The sequence below is a fragment of the Nocardia sp. CA-107356 genome, from assembly GCF_050946365.1.
In the GTDB taxonomy this organism is placed as follows: Bacteria; Actinomycetota; Actinomycetes; order Mycobacteriales; family Mycobacteriaceae; genus Nocardia.
The window spans coordinates 3,868,233-3,888,245 of sequence record NZ_CP191992.1; the positions used below are offsets into that span (position 1 = coordinate 3,868,233).

10 protein-coding genes and 1 pseudogene are annotated in these 20,013 nt (G+C 62.5%); 7 read left to right on the forward strand and 4 right to left on the reverse strand.

The window, feature by feature from the left end; translation table 11 throughout:
- Positions 1-445: 445 nt before the first annotated feature.
- A complete protein-coding gene (locus tag ACQP1G_RS17275; RefSeq protein ID WP_433205064.1) occupies positions 446-1,306 on the reverse strand; it encodes an immunity 49 family protein in 861 nt (286 codons plus the stop codon).
- Positions 1,307-2,099: 793 nt separating this feature from the next.
- Between ACQP1G_RS17275 and ACQP1G_RS17280 the strand changes: the two are divergent.
- Positions 2,100-2,414, forward strand: a pseudogene (locus ACQP1G_RS17280) (hypothetical protein); the annotation flags it as partial.
- Between the two features lie 375 nt (positions 2,415-2,789).
- On the opposite strand, the gene ACQP1G_RS17285 reads toward ACQP1G_RS17280, so the two are convergent.
- Both ACQP1G_RS17285 and ACQP1G_RS17290 read right to left on the reverse strand, forming a co-directional pair.
- Positions 2,790-2,996 carry an NUDIX domain-containing protein gene (locus tag ACQP1G_RS17285; RefSeq protein WP_433208598.1) on the reverse strand — a complete coding sequence of 69 codons (207 nt, stop codon included), beginning with the start codon at positions 2,994-2,996 and terminating at the stop codon, positions 2,790-2,792.
- 392 nt (positions 2,997-3,388) lie between these two features.
- Positions 3,389-4,369, reverse strand: coding sequence for a hypothetical protein (locus ACQP1G_RS17290; RefSeq protein WP_433205067.1), 981 nt, complete (start codon positions 4,367-4,369; stop codon positions 3,389-3,391).
- Positions 4,370-4,921: 552 nt separating this feature from the next.
- Here ACQP1G_RS17290 and ACQP1G_RS17295 point away from each other — a divergent pair.
- The 3 genes from ACQP1G_RS17295 to ACQP1G_RS17305 all read left to right on the forward strand — a co-directional run bounded on the left by ACQP1G_RS17295 (position 4,922) and on the right by ACQP1G_RS17305 (position 15,030).
- Entirely contained in the window at positions 4,922-5,254 is a 333-nt protein-coding gene (locus tag ACQP1G_RS17295; protein WP_433205070.1) for a hypothetical protein, read from the forward strand.
- A 67-nt stretch (positions 5,255-5,321) separates the two neighbouring features.
- Entirely contained in the window at positions 5,322-5,783 is a 462-nt protein-coding gene (locus tag ACQP1G_RS17300; RefSeq protein ID WP_433205072.1) for a YbaB/EbfC family nucleoid-associated protein, read from the forward strand.
- A gap of 16 nt (positions 5,784-5,799) precedes the next feature.
- On the forward strand, positions 5,800-15,030 hold the full coding sequence (locus ACQP1G_RS17305) for an ADP-ribosyltransferase (RefSeq protein WP_433205075.1): 9,231 nt from the start codon (positions 5,800-5,802) through the stop codon (positions 15,028-15,030).
- A gap of 283 nt (positions 15,031-15,313) precedes the next feature.
- Here ACQP1G_RS17305 and ACQP1G_RS17310 read toward each other — a convergent pair whose 3' ends face one another.
- A complete protein-coding gene (locus tag ACQP1G_RS17310; RefSeq protein ID WP_433205078.1) occupies positions 15,314-17,617 on the reverse strand; it encodes a tetratricopeptide repeat protein in 2,304 nt (767 codons plus the stop codon).
- A gap of 467 nt (positions 17,618-18,084) precedes the next feature.
- Between ACQP1G_RS17310 and ACQP1G_RS17315 the strand changes: the two genes are divergently transcribed.
- From ACQP1G_RS17315 to ACQP1G_RS17325, 3 genes are all read left to right on the forward strand, one after another.
- Positions 18,085-18,699, forward strand: coding sequence for a MerR family transcriptional regulator (locus ACQP1G_RS17315; RefSeq protein ID WP_433205081.1), 615 nt, complete (start codon positions 18,085-18,087; stop codon positions 18,697-18,699).
- 491 nt (positions 18,700-19,190) lie between these two features.
- Positions 19,191-19,493 carry a type VII secretion target gene (locus tag ACQP1G_RS17320; RefSeq protein ID WP_433205084.1) on the forward strand — a complete coding sequence of 101 codons (303 nt, stop codon included), beginning with the start codon at positions 19,191-19,193 and terminating at the stop codon, positions 19,491-19,493.
- 17 nt (positions 19,494-19,510) lie between these two features.
- Entirely contained in the window at positions 19,511-20,008 is a 498-nt protein-coding gene (locus ACQP1G_RS17325; protein WP_433205087.1) for a YbaB/EbfC family nucleoid-associated protein, read from the forward strand.
- Positions 20,009-20,013: the final 5 nt, after the last annotated feature.

Below are 20,013 nucleotides of genomic sequence, written 5' to 3' on the forward strand. Positions count from 1 at the left end.
CGAAAGCACCGCCCCAAAAGCCCCGCACCTCACCCGAGGCGCGGGGATTCGCGCCACCATCGAGCGGAGTCATATGGTGAATCCGCCTCTCGTGGCGTAGCCACCATACGACTCAGCTCGATGCGTCAGCGGGCGCTCGATGGTCGATGCCGTGCCTCGGCGCTGGGTACGAGCGCAAGCAGGTCGTCGACCGACCATTGGTCGTCGGCGTGCTTGCCGAGTTTGCTTGCCAGTACTCGGCCGTCCGGGGCGATGAGGAAGTCGTGGTCGGTGGCGCAGCGTGCTCTGGCCTATGGCCGCGACGTGGCGGAGTTCTCGGCGCTCTATCGTGGGGTTGGGCAGGTAGACGCCGGGCGGTCCTGGGTGCACGTAGCCGAGACCTCGCGCCAGAAGGTGGACAATGCCCGAAGGTCGTTGGCACCGAAGGCGATCTGGAGACGGCGGCTCATTTGCGCATCCAGTCAGGATCTTCGATGAAGTTCTTGGGTATGTACTCGGATTCGACATCTATCGGCACACCGAGGTCATGTGCCCAACAGCTGAGGCCGAGAATGGGGATCGATAGGAAGCCGCCTATGTCGTTGCGTGACTTTTTGGTGTCGAAGAACTTGCGATGCTGCGTCAACGCCTGGAAGAGTTCGTCGTTGAAGCCCGCGTGGTCTCCTACCGCGAGCTTGGCGAACGCAGCGATGACGGGTTTGTTCAGCAAACCGATGATTCGCCGTATTTCGGCCCCTGGCAACCCAGTAGTGGTGTCGAGGGCGTTGACGCGATCAACGGCAGATCCTGGATTCTGAGACCATGCCAGTTGCAGGATTCGCACCCACTCGTACTGGAAGTCGTCCGTGCGCCCCATGCCCTTGGGGGATAACTGGTCGACCGGATAACGCGACAGCCGATCTGCCGCTGCCGCATCGCGGGCGATCAGCGACCACCAGAACGCGGTGCGCCACGCGTAGCAGTAGGCCCAACTGTTCGGCTCGGCGGGCAGCTGATACTCCTGATCACCGATCATCAGGCGGACCGAGTCACGGTTGCCGGCGAAATAGCTGCCGGTGACGTTGAACAGCCCGACGGCTATGTTTTCGCTGAGGCGTGCCGCCTCACGCGCGGCGGCAGACCGGCACGACGGATCATGGAGAGCGAGAACAGACAACAGGTTCTCAGCCGTGGAAAGGGCGAAGCCCCACTTGTCGGATGCCCTGGGCAGAAGCGACAACAGCGTCGTCAAATGCGAGCGCAGCGCCTCTTGCTCGCCATCCACGGTCGATTCGTCGATGGGATGGCGCGCGACGATTCGGACCATACATCCTCGCTACGTGAGAAGAAATTCCCTGCTGAGGTATCCACCGTACACTTGGGTCACTTGGCCGTTGTGTATGCCTCGTCCACTTCCGCGCCCACCAGGACGTAGTCGATCTCTGAAATATCGGCGGCCTATAAAGTGCGGGCCAGCTCCCGCTCGGTGGATGTTCCGTCCGTCTCCATAGCCTTGACGGTGGAATCGTAGTACCCGCGCGTTCCCTGAAGGTCGAGGCCTACACGCGTCCAAGAGCCGCCGAGGGGCCTTTTCTCCACGATGACAAAATTTGACCCGGCGACGGTCGCACGGTCGATGATTTCGTATGCTCCGTCGAAGGAGCCCTGGCCCGTCCGCGCCCAATCGTGGATCGGCCTGACCTCGTACAAGCGAGTTAAATCTCAAGCCAAGGCGCGCATGGCAATTCATGATGGTCGGGGCGGCGTTCGTAGTCGCGGACGCAGCGGCGGTGTTTGACGATCCAGCCAAAGGTTCGTTCGACCTGATGCGCGCCGCCCGCTGGCCGACCCGCGACTGGGCCGCGCTCGCGGGGCCACCCTGCGTCGCAAGATCATCGCCGTCCCCGCTCGCCTGGCCCGCCCACAGCGAAAACCCGTGCTGCACTTACCCGCTCACTGGCCATGAGCCACTGCCTGGCTTCAGTCGAAATATACCGGTGGAGCATATGGAGCCTTTCCGCGTAGGGAAACGTGCGCACCGGCCGGTGCCGGTGCGCAAGTGTGGTGGCGTGACATGCCGGAAGCTGTTGGGTTGCAATGGGAAGCGCATATCCTCGGGTATGAAGGTGGTCCTTCCAAAGATCACCTTCACAGAGGTTCTGCGCATCGTGAATGTGACATACACGGCCGTCCTTCTGGTACCCGAGCGGACCGCGGCCTTCTTGACTGGCCTGCTCACCGATGAGCGTCGGCGTCGCGGCACCCGCGCCGGCAGGCGCGCGTTGACTGCCCGTGACCAGGCGATACTGGTTCTTCGCTGGTTCGTCGACGACACGCGGATGGAGCAGTTGGCGTTGGACAACGAGATCGGGCTGTCCACCGGATACGACTACCTGCACGAGGGTATCGACGTACTTGCCTTGGCGGCAAAAGCCGCGGATCGGCACCGACCACGACGCCTACACACGCGAAGCGAATACCCCGACGCTATCGCCCTCTTTCTAGGGAGATCCTCAACGCCCGTGAAATCGAGCAAGATCCAATGGCGAAGTCACCTGCTCTCCGAACTCCCCAGCAGCCTTGAGTAGCACCCCGTTCGCCAGTCAATATTCCTCGCCGCAGGTCAGGGCACCCACCTCATGGACGATTCGCTGTCACAGAACAACTGCTGCTGACCTGCCGACGACTTCAGCAGGCTATTGCATCTATTAAAACATTGATGCGATACGGCACCCGAAGCGCAAAGCCGCAGATATATCGGCACGGCGGTCCTTGTCGATCTCGGGACCAGATAGCTCTGGCCTGTGGTTTCACGCCGACATCAGCAGCGCCGAATGTTGCATCGGACGCAATTCCGCTCGTTTGTGGCGGCGCTGAATCTCGAAACGGTGTGGGCTGATGTCGTATTCGGCTTTACCAAGCGTGCGGCGGATCGAGAATCCGTCGAGTCCGGTTTCCTCGCCAGGCTCGCGAAGTGCTGCGTCTTCAGGAGCTTCTCCGGCGTGAATCACCGTCATCACGTCGGACGTGCATATCGTCGGCCACCTGGCGTCGCCGACGATTACCGGGTGCCGGAACCGACACCCCGACACTGTACTTCCGGGGTCTGTCCAGTCTTCGGCTCTGTCCCGAAGGCTGGACATGAGTACTGCGCCAGTAAAGGCTGCAGGAAATGGAGCCGATGAAGCTCGCCGATGATCACAGTAAAGTTATTTCGGTCTCGGAGTAGCAACGACCTGCTGATCCACCAGTTCGAAAGAGCCGCAAATGGTGTTGTCCGACACTCGCCGACATGGCGAATCCAAGCGTCCTGGTGGCGACTGCCGGCCTATCCGCACGATCAGCAACGATTCGGCGCACATATTCGACAAAAGGGGCGGCGGGACCTCGAGCGGCTCTGAGCTGGGTATCAGCCGCCGAATTGGCTCATTGCTGACGACGCTACTTCTTTGTAAACGTCACAGGGAGTGTGAATTGTCACAACGACCTTGTTGCGCGAAAAGCGCTTTACTGAGTCGCTGAGGTTTGATCCTGGCAGATTTGCGTCGATCGTATTTCCCACGGGAAAATCCACCGCGCAAATGCTGGAACCTAAGTGCTGCACCTTTACCGGGTGACCATTTATTTGCTCGTGAACGTCACCGTAGTTCACCAGGTATTCCTCGGTGAGACTGTAGGAGACCGTGATGGCGTCGGCATATTTGCTGGTCGAAGCGCCGGGACGTAGAAAGTGGAATAGACAATAATAGGGGGCAGCGCCCGAGTGCATATCCCAGTCGCCGTCCGCGACGGTAAAGCCCTGCGGCAGGTGCGGTATCAGGGAGCAGGGGTCGGTAGTGGCGAGCGGTACCACTGAAGAAGAGTCTGTGCGACGCGGAAGCTTCTTATCTCGACTGTGCGTTATGACCGAATTTACGGTTTCGTTCGCCGCGACGCAGTTGGCTGCATTATGGTCTTTCGCGCCGAACCCTTGCGTCACGATGCGCATATAAGTGTTGCCACCGGAGTCGTCCGAATTTCCTGAACCATCCGGTACTGCGAGCGTGACGGTGAACTTGCATGCATCGTCCATATCAGTCTCGTCGTAGACGGCCACCCCGTTGACATCCTTCTTTTTGTCCGCATCACTGTAAGCAGGGCCGCTGTCGGTGAGTTCCAGGAAGATCGATGACGGGATGGAATTTTCCGCTTGCGAGGCTGCGGTGACGATGCCCGCTTCGCAGGTGGCCATGAATTGCGCGGGGCCGAGCGTAACGAGTTGGCCGTGCGTCTGCAGAACGGTCTTGTCAAAGAAACCGCAAGGGTCCACTTCTCGCAGTTCCGCGGCAACTACACGCTTTGCTGTGTCTTCCTTCGATAGGTGCTGTCCGTAGGTGTCGGGGTCCGTCATCTCGGTTGGGGTTCCGGTGACCACATGCGAGCAGCCGCATATAGTCAAAACGCCAAGCAGTGGCACGAGAATCCTGCCGCGCATCGCGACCCCTTTCAACGACTTTTCGCAGCGTAGCGGACCGCATACGGTCGCGGCAAAAGCAAACCAGGTTCATCTGCGATGTCTACGCGGTCCCGCACCTCCAGCACCCCGATCCTTTAACTTTGTCCATACCCTCTGTGGGCTGGTCGCGGAGCAAACTGTCCGCAGCCAAGAACCTCTCCAATGGATCCAGAATATGCCGAGTACGTTCTGTGACTTCGTGTCCGGACCGGACAATGCCGGGTCGACGGGATCGCCCGCGTTGCCCCAATGTTCGGCGATCGCAATACTGTCGATCGGCTGGAGAGCCTGTCATGATTACGTTTGCCGCATATTTGCGCGCAACTGCTGCGGCAACTGCTATTCACGTTGGCGTCACGAATGATTCGTGATTGGGTGGCATTGTCGTCTGGCATGAGTCGAATCGGAGTACGGGCCATTGCCCGTGTGAGCGGTGAAGGAACGACAATGGGGGACAAGATCCAGATCGACCCGGAGCTGTTGCGTATGGCGGCGAAGAAGACGAGCCGTGCTCGGGACCGGGTCGACAGCGTGATCAACACACTGCAAGCGTCGATCGCCGCGCGCGAAAAGTCTTGGGGCAATGACCTGCTCGGCGACCCGTTCGCCAACGGCCAGGGTGGCGCGGGCGGGTACCTGAAGTCGCGCGACAACATGATCGAGGGTGCCCGGAACGTGGCAGGCACGATGGACAACTTCTACCATGGGCAGGTCAAGTGGGCTAGCTACCTGGACCAGAAGGAGCACGGCAACAGCGATCTTTTCCGGGGTTTCCGGTGAGTGCGGGCGTGTCGAGCATATGACCAACGAGCGAGCCAAATCCGATCTGCACACCATCATCGACGGTGTGCAGGAGCAAATGCGCATCATAACGCGGCTGCAGACCGAGCGCGCTGAACTTACTGCCAGCGCGACGTTGCGCGGCAAACGCGTGACGGTCACAGTGAATGCGGACAACACCATCATCGACGTCAAGTTCGGTTCCGACATCGATGACCTGAGCTACATCGAGATCGCCGCGGCTGTGCGGGAAGCGGCCCAGCAGGCATCTGCCGAGGTTGCTCGCAAGAGCCGGGAACTGTTCGAGCCCTTGAAGACTCACCGGTCGCGGATGGGGAAACTGACCGATGTGGTCGAGGGCCTGCCCGATCTGCGTCCATCCGAGCCGCCGATGGCATCGACGGCGCCGCCGAATGCACCAGAGCGCCAACGGAGTTCGGATGGCAGTGCGCAGCGGCGGTTCGCTGACACTGAGGCCTACGAACATGCTTTTGAACGTCTGGGCGAGGTAACCCAGTCCAGCTGGTGACATCGGATAAGCGGATATGATCGAGCTCCCCGACGAGCTGGACCGGCTTGCCCCGCTCGTCGGCATGGAGTGGCCCCGCGGCAATGAAAACGAGATGTGGGGCCTCGCTCAGGACTGGCGTATCGCCGCCGCTGGCCTGCGCGATGTCACCTCCGACGTTGAGGAAGCGAAGTCTGCATCGCTGGCCGCTTATCCGTCGGGCGATGGCCACGACGCCATGGTGCGCGCGTTCGACAGCCTCCTGCATGGTGACGGCAGCGAGATGGACCAGTCGCTGAACAAGCTCGCCGACTACTTCGACCAGGTAGGCGCATCTGCGCATGGCGTCGGCACTGAGATTGAGTACACGAAGCTGATGTACTACTCGTCGCTGGCGATGCTGGTCGGCGAGATGGCTGCAGCATGGATCTGGCCACCGACCGCACCAGCCGTGGAGACGGCTGCGGTCGCTATGACCCGGATGGCGGTCCGCATAATCGGCGAGCGTGCGGTGGCGGCGATCATCAGGCAGACCGGGCAGGCGGCTGAATCCAGGATTGTGAAGTTCTTGCTGCGGCACGTCCTGCTCAACACCACGCTGGGAACATCGCAGGACGCGGGAATTCAGCAATGGCAGGTGCAGGAGGGACACCGCGACAAGGTCAACGGGGACCAGGTCGCGGTCACCGTTGTGGGCTCGGCCGCAGGCGGTGCGGTTGCTGGGCCGATCGGTCACCGGCTGAGCGGCATGCTCGGAGACGAGGCGAAGCTGTGGACGCGCAGCCTGATCCACAGCGGCACCGGTCTGGTGGCCGCCGGCGCTGGGCTCGTGGCCGGTGACGGAACGCAACTCGTCTTAGACGGCGTGGAGCAGGGCCGGGGGAAGGCGTGGGACAACGTCCAAAACACTCATCTCGATTGGCGGATGATCAGTGCTGGTGCTGGTACTGGTGCGGCATCCGGCTTGAACCGGCAGCGGGCCGAGGGGGTCTGGACACGGAGAAGTCCTGGGCTATTCAGCCGGGACAAGTTTTCCCAGCGCATCAACAACTTGTTCGGTGAAAACACATTTCCCAACTCATCGAGCCGCGGTGGGCCGACATCGGCGGGTGACGGCTCGGACAATGGGCATGGGGCCAGCGCCGGTTCGACCAACGGGCACCATGCGCCGGATGGCGGCCTGAAAATCGGTTCGCGGCCGGTCGACACGACTGTCCAACCCCCGGTTGTCGACGGCACATCCGCTGTTCGAGCGGGCGACGCGAGTACGAACGGGCATGGGGCTGTCGATGACGTCACCACCACCGGCAGTGCGAAGGGCGGCGTCGCGAACGGTCATGGCGCCGTTGATGACGGCACTTCCGCCAGGCGGGCGGGCGACCCGAATGCAAACGGCCGCAGAGTTGTCGACGACGGGGCTACCGTTGCTCGGGCCGCAGACGCGACGGAGCAGAGCATCAGTGGCGGGACCGCCGGAGGTCACGGTGGCGCCGCGAATACCGGTGACCAGGGCGCGTCCGTACGCGCGAACGGCGAGGCATCGGGACAGGCTGTAGAAGGGGATTCGCGTGCACGAGATGAGAACAGCCTGGGTGCCTCTCCGCAAGTGGCACCCGGCGCGCACTCGACTCACGAAGCGCCCCCCGACGACCGGACTTCCGGTCAGCAGCAAACGGATTCGACTCACCAAAACGTAGAGAACGCGAGTGAGGGGAGCGTGCGGGAGCAGAGGCCGAGCGACACCCCGGCTACCAGCGGCACCGATCGAACTACGACCCCGCTACATGCGGATTCGACTCGAATACACGCGGACTCGGCGCATGAGGGGAATATCAGCGACCATCCTGCGGCGGTCGGAAGTTCGGATGCGAAGACTCGGGGCCTGGCAGAGGAGGCAGTCGCTGCCGCCGCTGCGCCGCCGATCGTCCATGGCGGCGGTTCAGCGATCGCGCGAACTCATTCCGGAACCGAGACCCGTAGCAGTACACCGGGATCCACACAACCAAGGATGCCGTCCGCAGGCGAGGGACGTCCGCAATCCGAGTCGCCGCATAGCGATGCCCGCTCGCAGCCAGTTGTGGACGATCGAACCCCCGAGGTCCGCGCCGGCGCCTCAGACGACCTGGCCTCGGGCACGGGCTCAGACGCCGACACGAACCACACTAGCGCCGATGAGAGTCGCAGCAATACGGGCGAGAACCGTGGTGTGGCCGAACACCATGGCGGCACAGGAGAAAACGGCGCACGCGCGGGAGCAGAAAACGGCGCAGGCGCGGGAGCGTCCGAACTTGCCAGGAACGGGGAGCACGGCCAACCGATCGTGCAAGCGCGGTTCGGTGGGCCGGACGTCGAACGCCAGAGCGGCCGTGACGAGCAATCCGAGCATGAGGATCCGGTGTCTCTCGTGCCGCTGGCGGACATCCATGTCACCGACGAACTGCGCGAATCGCGTCCGGTCGTCAGAGCCGGCCATACATCCGGGCGGTCCGGAACCGACCACGAAACCGATTCCTGGATAAACGAACCCGGCGACAAACAGCACTCGGAAGCGCATCCGAACGGCACCGACGCGAACCGCGGCAGGTGTGCCGAACTCGGGCTGGAATACATCAAGGACCATACCGGCAACGAATCGATCCAACCGTTCGGGCGTGAGGTCGGTCTCGATGGCGTGACCGCCGCCGAGGTACAGGCCGCTGCTGGTGGTGGGCTGCGGAACTTCACCGATCACGACGAGGTCAAGCAGCGTCTGCTGGATCTCGGAGACGGTGCGTCCGCGCTGATCGTCGACGAATACCGGGGTCCGACAGACCAATACGGGGTCGGCGCACATGCCTACGTGCTCACCAACGAGGGCGGCACCATCAAGGTGCACGACCCCGGTGCGGGACTCGATCACGGATACCCGCCCAGGACTGCCCGGGAACTGGGTGGCACCTACGCCATCCTGTTCGACGCGCAGGGGCGCCCGCTGCATCCCCGCGACCCCACAAACAATCTCTACCGCATGCCTGGCTCGGCGCCGCCGCTGAAGAAACTGTGGAATATGTTTCGAGAACGGGTGGGGCCCTGGGTGCCGTCGTTGAATCGTACGGAACGTCTTGCGTTGTTCGAGTACACCAGCGGTGGATTCGGGATCAACTCCGAGCTGCGAAGTGGTACCGCCGGCTCGGCCGTGCAAGAAAGAATCGACATCCTCGATGCCGCGTTAGCCAAGTTTCCCGATTATCGGCGCATAGTATTTCGCAGAGCGTACGATATTCCCCTTGCGGTGCTGGACAAATACCGCATGGGCATGGTCGTATCCGATAATGCTTACACGAGTGCCTCGAAATCCGATGGCCGAGAACTCTCCGGAAATGTAGTATTCAAAATCCTGTCGAAGACAGGCAAAGATATAAGCCTGTACTCGGAAACCAAATCGGAGCGAGAGGTAATATTCGAACGTGACAAGCGATTCTATGTGGTCTCCAGAACGGACGACCCGAATGGCTACAATAGTTACATAGAGATGGTGGAGGTCGCGACATCCCATAGCGATGCCATCGTCCGCCGCCTCGGTCGTGACAACTCCACACAAGCAGCCCATGAATACCCACCAGACACCCCAGCGCGATCATTTCCCCGCATCGGACAAGCCGAATCCACACCCGACGACACCAGCACATCACACCTGCGACCGGACAATCCGACTACCCGACCAGGAGGAAAGACTTTCGCCACACCTGAAGAAGCGGGCATCGCACCCCCCAGTGCCGAGGAATTGGCAAAGGCCAGGCAACTGTTCGATGAAGCCCAGGGATTGCGAGACGCGGTTTCCGAAGAGGACTGGATCGAAGCGGATCTGAGATTCTCTGACGACACCAGCGGCGTGGAGGTCGATTCGGACCAGGCGAATCTCCAGCAGCCCAACACCTCCCAGTCGGAAAAGCCCGTGGGTGCGGTGCCGGGGCGTTCAGCCGATCCGCGGTCCCGGATCGATGAGGCATTGCAGCGTGAATCCGCCGCTGTGAATGAGGCTTTCGATCGCGATGAGGAGAGGGCGCGGCGTCTGCATCAGCGGGCGATGGATCGGCTCGATGAGGGTGCCCAGCGGGCGCATCAGAGGGCCATGGATCGGCTCGATGAGATTGCGCGCCGAATGTCGGAAGGGCTGCCGGAGAATAGCGCAGCCTCAGAAGCGCCGGCGGGTCCGGCCACGGGTGCGGGCGCCGAATTCGGGGCGCGGGCCGACCGTCCGTCCGGCCCCGCGCAGTGGGCGGCACGGATGCGTGCCGAGCAGGCCGACTGGGATGCTCAGATGGCCGCCGAGCGCGTGGTGTGGCTGCGAGAGTTGGCCGATCGGGAGCGCGGCGGCAGCCGGCCGGGGAGCGCGTGGGAAGCGCGGATGGAGGTCGAGCAGGCCGAGTGGGATGCTCGGATGGCCGCCGAGCGCGCAGATCGGTTGTGGGAGTGGGCCGGTGGACGGCCGCCCGCACAGGGCGAGCTTGCGATCCGGCCCAGGGAGCACGTTGCGCCCGGCGCTGAGTCGGTGCGGCCAGGTGAGGGCGCGGGTCAGCACGGTGCGGGCGTGGGTGATCACTCGCGGCCCATTGTGGAAGGTGTTGTGCACGGGCCGCCGCAGCCCGGCGAAACTCGCCGTCTGACAGTCGAAGTCGACGGTCGACGTGAGCATGTGGACCTCATCGCCGGTGGTGAAGGCCGCTGGCGGGTGGCTGCCTTGGAACCGGCGCCGACGGTCGAAGGCACGGTCGTGAAGCCTGGCGCAGAGGCCCCGCTCGACCGTCCGGGTGCGATTCGGCGGTTGTGGAAGTTGTTCAAGGTCGGATTCGAGGGTCACGCGCCCAAATATCCGTCCGGCTCGGGCCTCGATGGCGACTTCCAGAAGGAAATGGCCAAGGATTTGAGCGAGTTCACTCACTATGACCTGCTGTCCCATCTACAGGGCAACCCGATCCGCACGTGGAAGGAATCGGTGCTGATTTGGCGGAACCGCGAGCTGATTCTGTTTTTCAAATACCTGACGTCAAGGGTGGCCACGAGAGCCGGCGAACACATTCCGATCGTTCAGGGCGACGGGGACGAGTACAAGTACTGGATCAGGGACGCCGATCCGGAGCTGCGTCGTCAAATCGAAAACGAGCTGCGCGCAGCGGGTCTCGGGCATCTTGTCGACGAATCTGCGCCGATCCACGACGGTGGGCTGGAGCACGCCGGTGCGGCCGCCGAACCGTGTCCCGAGCTCGGCACCGGCAATCACGAGCCGGTGCCGGACTGGGTCAACGATCTGGCCGACATCATGCGAGAGCACGCGCAGCACGCCGAGGTACTGCGTGCGGCGGCACGTCAACTGCTGGGCATCGAGTTGGGAAGCGATCTCACTCCGGAGACGCTGCATCGGGTCGTCGCCGAGCTGGAATACCAGAACGCCCGGCGGGCCGGCGCCATCGCAGGCATGGCCGAGTCCGCACGCAACTACAACGCCGAAAATGACTGGGTCCCTTACAGCAACACGATCAACTACTTCGACAACAACCCCATGGGCCGGTTCCTCGGTGAGATGGCTCGCGCGCATGGCGGCAGTGTCGGCCTGCAGGACTCGCGGGGTGTGAACAACGGCGGTGAGCCCAGTCGGGAATGGGGCGATCTCTACTACAGCGACCAGACGGGCGAGGACGAGGGCCGGCGCCGATTCTTCGAGAATGCGTTGCGGCGCGACGAGATTCGGGACGAACGCTCCACGTGGGCGCAGATACTCGGCGAAGGACTGGACGGTCTCGGACCGCACGAGCTCGCGGACAAGATCAATGAGCTCGCCGCGGGCGTGCGCAGCCGGGCCGGCGACATCGGTGAATTCGCCTCCAAAGTGGGGGAATTCCTCGGTATCGATGCCGGCGACCGGGTCGTGCGTGTCGATGGTGAGCCGTCACGGCTGGTCATCGTCGACGGTCAGGACAACCATGAGGAAGTGCTCGCCCGTGAGCTGGCGAATGACCAGGCGCTCGCGCTTCGAGTGAATCGTGGTGAGGTTCAAGTCGAATACCATGCCGCGCTGGTGGACGGTGCGGGCCGGGTACACGTCATCGAATTGGATACTCCACACGTCCTGCATTTCAGCGGTGAGATCGAGGGCGACCGGTACGACGCGACAATGGTGCGCAACGGGGACGGCGAGTGGCATCCGGTGGCGGATCCGGAGCCCGTACACACTCCCGCTCCGGAACCGTTGGGGGAGAAGGCGACACCGCATTCACCCGAGGAAATTGCAACAGCGCGTGCGGAACTCGCTCACCGGCTGGGTATCGAAGGTTCAGGCATGCTTGCACCCGATCGGATCGTCGAGACGATCAAGGAGTTACAACTGCGTAATGCCCTGCGCGCGGCCCAGATCGAGGCCCTGATCGATTACGCGCGCAGTTCCGACGACATCGAACTGTTCTATGATCTCGATAACGTGCGCGGCGACTTGGCGCACCGGCTCGGTATCGACCCGGTCGAGCTGACTCCGAAGAGGCTGGCCGCAGTCATCGCCGATCCGTATACGAAGAAGGCCCTACACCGGCAGCAGGTCGAATCGCTAGTCGACTATGCGAAGAAGTTGCGCGGTCTCGACGCCGCAGCGGTGGACGCGGCGCGGGATCAGTTGGCGCGGGGTCTCGGGCTGGAGCCGGAGGATCTGTACCCGAAGAAGTACTTCAAGGACGAACAGGCCGGCGAACTGCGCTACCTGCCCGACGAGGCCGGTACAGACCCGAAGAAGTTGCGCGGGGCGATCAAGGACATGCTGGCCCGCACGGGCGACCCGGCCGCCATAGCCGAATTGTTCATGGAATACGCAGAAGCACTTGATCGGATCGACCCGTTCACCGATGGGTTGCGCTTGGACCGCACCCGTGATCCGCGCTCCGCCGACGGCGAGCTACCTGTGCACGACGTCGGTGCTCCAGCGCATCTGCGTGCATTCGCCGGCGATGGACGCCTGCTCGCGGACCTCCTCGGCGCGGGCGATCCGGTCACGGGCGTGCCTGCCGTAGGCAAGGATTGGGCGCGGGTCCTGGGCGTTGAACTCCCCGAGGTCGATCACGCCAACGTCGGTCCCGCCAGCGACGAGCAGACCAAGGCCGACGCGCAGCGCTGGGTCAAGGTTTACGAGGTTTACCGCGACGGCAAGATCGAGAAACGCGAGCGGCCGACTCCCGAGCAGTTGTCCCAGGTCCATGCCGAGATGCGTGCGGAGGTGCGTCGGCGGGCAGCCGATATCGAGGCGCTGTCCGCCGTTACCGACTATCACCGGGTGGTCGCGGAACAGGAAGCGCCGCAACGCCAAGCGAAGATAGCGCAGCTGTCCAATGAGTGGGCCCGCGGGCTCGCCGAGCGCGAACAGGCGCGTGCGGCATTGGAAGTGGCGCAGCGGGGCCTGCCGGTGAATTCGGGGGATTTGCATGTGGAACGTCGCCCCGAAGATCCAGTTGGTGCGCGGACCTTGGACGAAACGCTCGAGGATCTGCGCGGGCAACGAAGAGAGGTCGGACAGCAGGCCGACAGGCTTCGCCGTGTCCAAGCGCTCGAGGATGCCGCACGTGCATACCACGATGCGGACCAGAGGCTAGATCGGCTGAACGAGGCATTGAGCGAGGCTGTCCGGCGAGATATGGAACTAGCTCCGGAAATCCCTGCTACTGAACCTGATTCCGGTCCGCCGGAGCTGCCGCCGGGTGAAGGTCCCGAACCACGCGTGGAAGGTTCTGTATCCGAAAGTGATTCGGCGCCCGAGTCCGGAGTTCGCGAGCCGCAGGCGCCTGTGGAGTCTCGGGATTGGACGTCGAAGGAGCCGGAGTGGAAACATGAGCCGACTTCGAAGGTTCGTGGAAGTCTGACCGAAACCGCGCAGCAGACCTCGAAGCCTGGCGATAATGCGGATGGGGAGGGCGAAGCGCCGCTGAAGAGTGCTCCGCAATCAAGCGGCGACGAGAAGTCGCCGCAGAGTGGTTTGCGCCGGGGGCGCCGGCAATCGGAATCCAGAACAGGAGCCGGGTCCGTGCGGCGGCCGGATACGTATCCAGGTTCGCGAATTCCGCATCCGCCGTACCGGTTCCAGGTCGACCTGCCGAAGTACCGGTCCGGCGTCTCTTTCGATCCGTCATCGTGGCTACCGTCGCAGCTGCAGCCGCCCGTTCTCCCCGGTCCGCCGGGTCCGGGGCCGGGCATTCCGTCTCCTGTGGGGCCGCCGCACGCCGGGGGGCCGGGGGTGCCTTATGGTCCTGGTGGAAAACCGCCGAGTGCGCCGGATCACCCCAAGCAGGAGATGAATTCGCCTGCGTGTCCGGTTGTTCCGGTTCCGCCGGATTGTCGGCTGCCGTTGCTTCTGTTTCCGTTGCTTCCGTTGTTGCCGTTGCTGTTGCTTCCGCTGTTGCCGGCGTTGCCGGCTATTCCGGGTTTCCCGTTTCCGCAGTGGCCGGGGACGGGGGCGGGTTCGTGGGGTGGTTCGGGGGATGGTCTTGGTGTGCCGGATTCTTCTCAGGTTCGGGGTGGTTCGGAGGGGGCGGAGGTGAATCCGTCTGTTGGTCGGGGTGTTCCGGTGCCGTCGGATGGTGGATTGCGGTTGCTTCCGGATCTTCCGCAGTTGCCTGCTGTGGCGGGGTTTCCGTTTCTGCGGTTGCCGGGGGCTGGGTCGGGTTCGTCGGGTGGGGTGGGAGATGGCCATCCTGGGTGGCCGGGAGTCGTGCTGTCCGATACTGGTTCGGGGACCGGTGTCGGCGCGGGAGTGCCGGGTGTGCCGTTGGTGCCGCCGTTCGGGTCGGCGACGGCCGCAGGGGTGGAGAACCATCGGCGACTGGGCGGTCGTCGCTGGCGGCAGGGAGGTGGTGTGGGTGGTGCGATGCAGGATCGGATCTTGGTCAGCCCGATCGGGTTCGGTGCGCTCGCGGAGTTCGATCCGGTGACGGGGGAGTTGTGTGAGGTGGCGATGGCTGTGGGTGGTGTGTGGGGAGTTTACGGTGATTTTGGTGGTGTGGTGGTGGTGTTTTATCGCGGTGTTGATGGTTTGGGGGTGCGTGTCGGTGATCAGGTTATTGATCTGGATGATCCGGCGATCGGTGTCGTGTGGTCTGAGCTGGGTTCGGAGTCGCGTTTCGTGGTGACTACGTTTGGGGTTGTGGTGGGTGAGTTCCGGTATCCGGTGGTGGCTGCAGATGCTGATCTGGGGTTGTTGATTCGTGATGTGTTGTCGGATCCGGGGCGTCGGGATCGGATTTTCACGTTGTCGTGAGACTGATGCTCGAGTCACTGGCAGGCAAGCGTCGTTCGTCGGTGTCGAATACTAAATCGGTAGTGGCTCGAGTCTTTGTAAGCGGTTGTCACGCTTAACAAAATTCTTAGGGAAGTCGTCTTGGATCGGGCCGTCGTGATGGGATTTTCATGTTGCCGTGAGTTCGGCGCGACTGTGTTTGGATGAGATTTGAGGGTGGGGGTGATTTGTTTGCGGGCGTTGGGATCCGGAACGTTTCCAGTCGACCGCGGCCCACGGTCGGCGGCGACCGGCAAACGGACCTCTACCACCAGGACCGGGCGCGGATCTCGTTGGCCCGATCGACCAGTGCATAGCGATGCAGTCGATGTGGTGTGGCGCGCGCTAATGTACGCAGGACCGATTCGAGTCCTCTACGCAATCCCGACTCCGTGTAGGGGAAACCTAGGACTGTCGCGTGGGGTTCATGCGGTGGCCCATCCCGGCGCAGCCACACCAGCGCAGCGTCCAAGACGATTGTCTGCATCTGCAGCAGCCGGGGCTCGTCCGGGAGCGTCTGCAGGCGCTTGGTCGCATCATCGAGATCCGTTCGGGTCAGTTCGGTGGCCGGTCGCGAGACCAGCAGCAGACAAGCGGTCATCTGTGCGACGTTGCGGTGGCGCGACGAATCCGGTACTTGCTCGAGAGTCGAGATGGCGGCGAATACATTACCGTCGGCTGCCTGCCTCCTTGCGAAGCCGAATGCGGCGCTCGCTACACTGCGCGTGGTCTGCCAGACAGTCCGGTAGTACTCCGCTGCCGCTCGCTGCCACCGGTTCGGATCGTCGAGATCGGTGATCGTCTGCAGTGTGAGTTCAGCGGTGGCGGCCAGCGCTAGTAGCGGCGCGATCTCACCGGGAACCATTGAGTGGACGCGATCAAAATGATCGTACGCCTGCTCGTAATTGCCGCTCGCGAGTTCGGCGGTCCCCGCATACCACTCGATCCGCCAGTCCGCGCGATATGTCGGTAGCAGATGTGCCAGATTCTTGCGTGCGTCCTCGAGCTGTCCCAGGTCGAGATGTGCCCGGACTGCGGTCAGCGTGGCTTCCAATTCGAAGAATCCGGGTGCCCCCATGATTCCTGCGCTGACGTCGGCGTGGCTCTGTCGCAGCGTGTCGAGTGCTCGTTGCGGATCGCTGTGCAGCAAGGGGGACAAGAGTTCTGCGCTCGGATCCTCACTGTCGATCAGTGGAACCGGCAGCGCGGCAACAACAGTCGGTGTATCGAGCGCGGCCGTTCGATACACACCGTCGACGATTCCATCGGTCTGCCGGATTAGCGTGTCGATTCCGAAATCGCCACGTGGCGAACCGAATACGGCCGATGTCTGCGGGTATTCCCGGTTCGTGTCCTCGGCGAGGACAGCCCGCAGCACACCCGCGAGCTGGCGGTATATTGCATATGCGGAGGGAAATCGCCGTATGGGATCGGGGTCGGTTGCCCGTAACAGCAACCGTTCGAAGGATGGATAGCGTCGCAGCACCGGCTCCTCGTCACGTGACGGTAGGCCGGGTAGTTTGTGGCCGTGCCGATCGGCGGGCAGATCCAGCGTCAGCGCGGCCAGTGTCCGGCCTACCGTGTGGATGTCGGATGCTACCGTCGGGCCGGTCTTGGTGAACTCCGGTGCTTGGTATCCGGGGGTGCTGTACAGGCTGCCACCAGATTCAATGGCAGCAACCGCACCGAGGTCGATGAGCTTGACCTCGTCCTCGCTCACCATGATGTTGTCCGGTTTCAGATCGTTGTAGGCCAGGCCGAACGAGTGAAGGTGATCCAGTGCCGGAAGGACTTCCATCACGTAGGTGATGGCCTCGGAAACCGGGATGCGCTCAGGTCCACGAAGGTCGAGCATCGCCTTCAGTGAGCGCCCACCTATGTACTCCATGACGATGTATCCGCATGGAATGCCCTCCATTGACAGGTGTTTGACGAAGTTGAAGATCTTCACGATCCCGGGATGGGCCATTTCCGACAGGAACTGACGTTCGGACAGCGCCACTACATAGGCTTCGAAGTCGAGGGGGTTCTGCAGCCCTTTCAACACCACCCAGCGGTCGCTGACATTGCGATCGATGGCAAGGAAGATCCAACCCATCCCGCCGTACGCGAGGCATCCCTGCACCTCGTACTGGTCTGCAACCAGATCGCCATGGGCGAGGCCAGGCCGGAAGTTGAACGGTGATCCGCAATGTGGGCATTTGCCGGCAGAGGCGCTACACAGGTCCCCGGCCGACCGGCCGACCGGCTTCTGACACTTCCAGCAGAACCGTTTGTCTTCTGGTACTTCCGGATTCCGGAGTACCGCATCGACCGGGTCGATCGGCGACACTCTGGGCAGGGTGACAAGGCCCGCGCCGACCCGGCGAACGCTCGGACGTGATCGCGTGCTGCGGCCCGACCCGGGGGTGCTGTCCGGCGAATCCGGATTTGGCCACCAAGAACGTGTTTCGGTTTCCGATGCTCGTCGAGTGTCCCGAAGGTGTGAATTCTCGGCAGGGTCTCGCATCCGCCGGGTTGCCCGCGGGAGCGGGCGAATTCGGTCGGACGCAGCAGAGTCTTCCAGCATTGGTCCCCCAGACCCATGGTGCAACAATCGGGCCCTCCCCGACAGGAATCTGGCCCGGTGTGCTGTGGGCTACCGGGGGTCGGATCGGCCTTGCCGCGATTCTGCCTCATACCGAGTTACAGGGTTGTCGATTACGTCATAACGATCGGCAGCCTGGATCTGGCGATGTTCCATCGGTCACTCGAAGAGCACTGGGAACTGGCCGGTATTGCCCACGCATGCTGTCGCGATCTGAATGCCCTGCGGCGAGTGCCGAACCACCGCCGGTGAGGGTGCTGTGGTCATGGTCTGGGTACATTCACGTGACGACGATCATATCGTCTAATAACGTACCGCTATTGGACGGTACGATTAATGGATGTGCATGGTGGTTATCTCGTGAAATGGATTCGGCCGGTGGAAAGTGATCCCGTAGCTCGCGGCCGCGGGCGGGATCAGCAGGTGTTTCGTTGTGGTTTCCTCCTGATATGGCAGTAGGTGCGGAGTTCACGATCCATGAGCTGGCGCGTCGGTCCGGTACAACCGTGCGGAGCCTGCGGGTGTACCGCGAGCGAGGTGTGCTGCCGCCACCGCGGGTGCAGGGGCGAACGGGTTTCTATGGACCCGACCATCTCAACCGAGTGCGCGCCATCCGCCGGTTGCTGGATCGGGGGATCAAGCTGAACGGCATCAGGGAACTTGTCGAGGCGTGGCATCGAGGTGACGACCTCGGTGACATCCTCGGTGTTCCCGAGGCGGGAGTGGTCACCGATCCGCGTGTCGTGGCTGAGCCGGGTGCGGAGGCTGATCCGGATGTGGCGCCGTCCGTCGGCTCCGCCGAAATGGTGGTTGCGGCAACCGAACTCGCGGAACGGTACCGTGATGTTCCGAATGGTCTCGCCCGCGCAGTGGTAGTCGGCCTGTACCGGCCGGTCGACGCTGTCAGCTACCGCGTCGCCGACCATCGACTCATTCGCATCGCCGGTCAATTGGCGGCGGAGGGGGTGTCGCAAGGTCGGGTGCTCGACGAACTCGAGCGGCTGCGGGCCGATTGCGACCGCATTGCCCATCGGTTCATCGACGTATTCCAGCTGACCTCCTAGCAGTTGTTCCCGCACTCGAAACCTACCCTGGGACCTAGCCGAGCTTGCCGGCGCGAGGCCGCTACCTGGGTTGCCTCCGATCGAACGAAACGATTGATCCGGTCAATCGTTTCGTTCGGCAGTATGTCGACCACGACACTGCAAGAACTCGCTGGCAAGATGTCCGGCCTGTGCGCCGCAGGTGAGGCTCTCAGTACGACCAGGCGCCTGAACTGAAATATTGTGCCGCTAGACAGTGGTGCGATGTTTGATGTAGCGTTGCGAGAGATTCTGAACTCGATGCGGGTCATGCACCCGCATCGAGGGGTGCCGCCGCCATTGAGGCTGGGTATTCATTGCGGACTGCCTCGTCCAGGGTCCACAACATGCTCTAGTTACATGGCCGTTCTGTCGAGGCCGCCCACCTGTCGCTTCGGAGTGATATCAGTGATATCGTCCATCCTGCAGTGGACTATGGGTCTAGCTGCAACGACGCTGAGGGGAGCAACGTCATGACCAGAAAAGTGGAAGTCGATCCGGTCATACTGCGTACACCTGCAGCACTGACCACTGAAATTCATAATGAGATCCTGCAGGCTCTGACAACATTGCAAAGCGCACTGCCCGGATTGGATGAGCCGTGGGGAAAAGACGAAATCGGCGCGAGCTTCGCTCCGGATTACAAGAAGTCGCTCGAAAACCTCAAGCAGAACGCTACTGCCATGGCAACCGCCGCCAACGACTTGGCTACCGGGTTAGCCCAGGCCGCTGACCTGCACGAAGTACAGGAACAGAACAACAAGAACTTGTTTTGACCGGGGAGGGGGCTCGCGTGACCGATGGGCATGCCAAGGCCGAAATGGTTGCAGCGCTGGAGGGCTTGAGCAGTCAGATGCGCACCATCGCCCGCATTCAGCAGCAGCGTGCCGAACTCACTGCGGTCGGGACCGCTCGCAACGGCCGTGTGCGGGTCACGGTGAATGCGGACGGGGCTCTGATCGAGACGCGGTTCGGCGATGACATCGATGACCTCGACTACGGTGAGATCGCGAAAGCGGTCACCGAAGCCGCCCAGCAGGCGATGGCGGAGGTTTCGCGTAGAGGCCAAGAACTAATGGCGCCGTTGCACGATGAACGTGCGCAACTGCCGAAAATGTCGGACCTCATCGAGGGTCTGCCTGATGTGAACGCGCCGTTGCCGCGGGTTTCCCTTGCTTCGCCAGGTGATCGGAAACGGGAGACCGGCGACGGTGCGACCATGACCTTCACCGATGTGGAGCACGTCGATCCCAACAATCCAGATGGCCACGTCACCGACTCTTTGTGGTGATACGT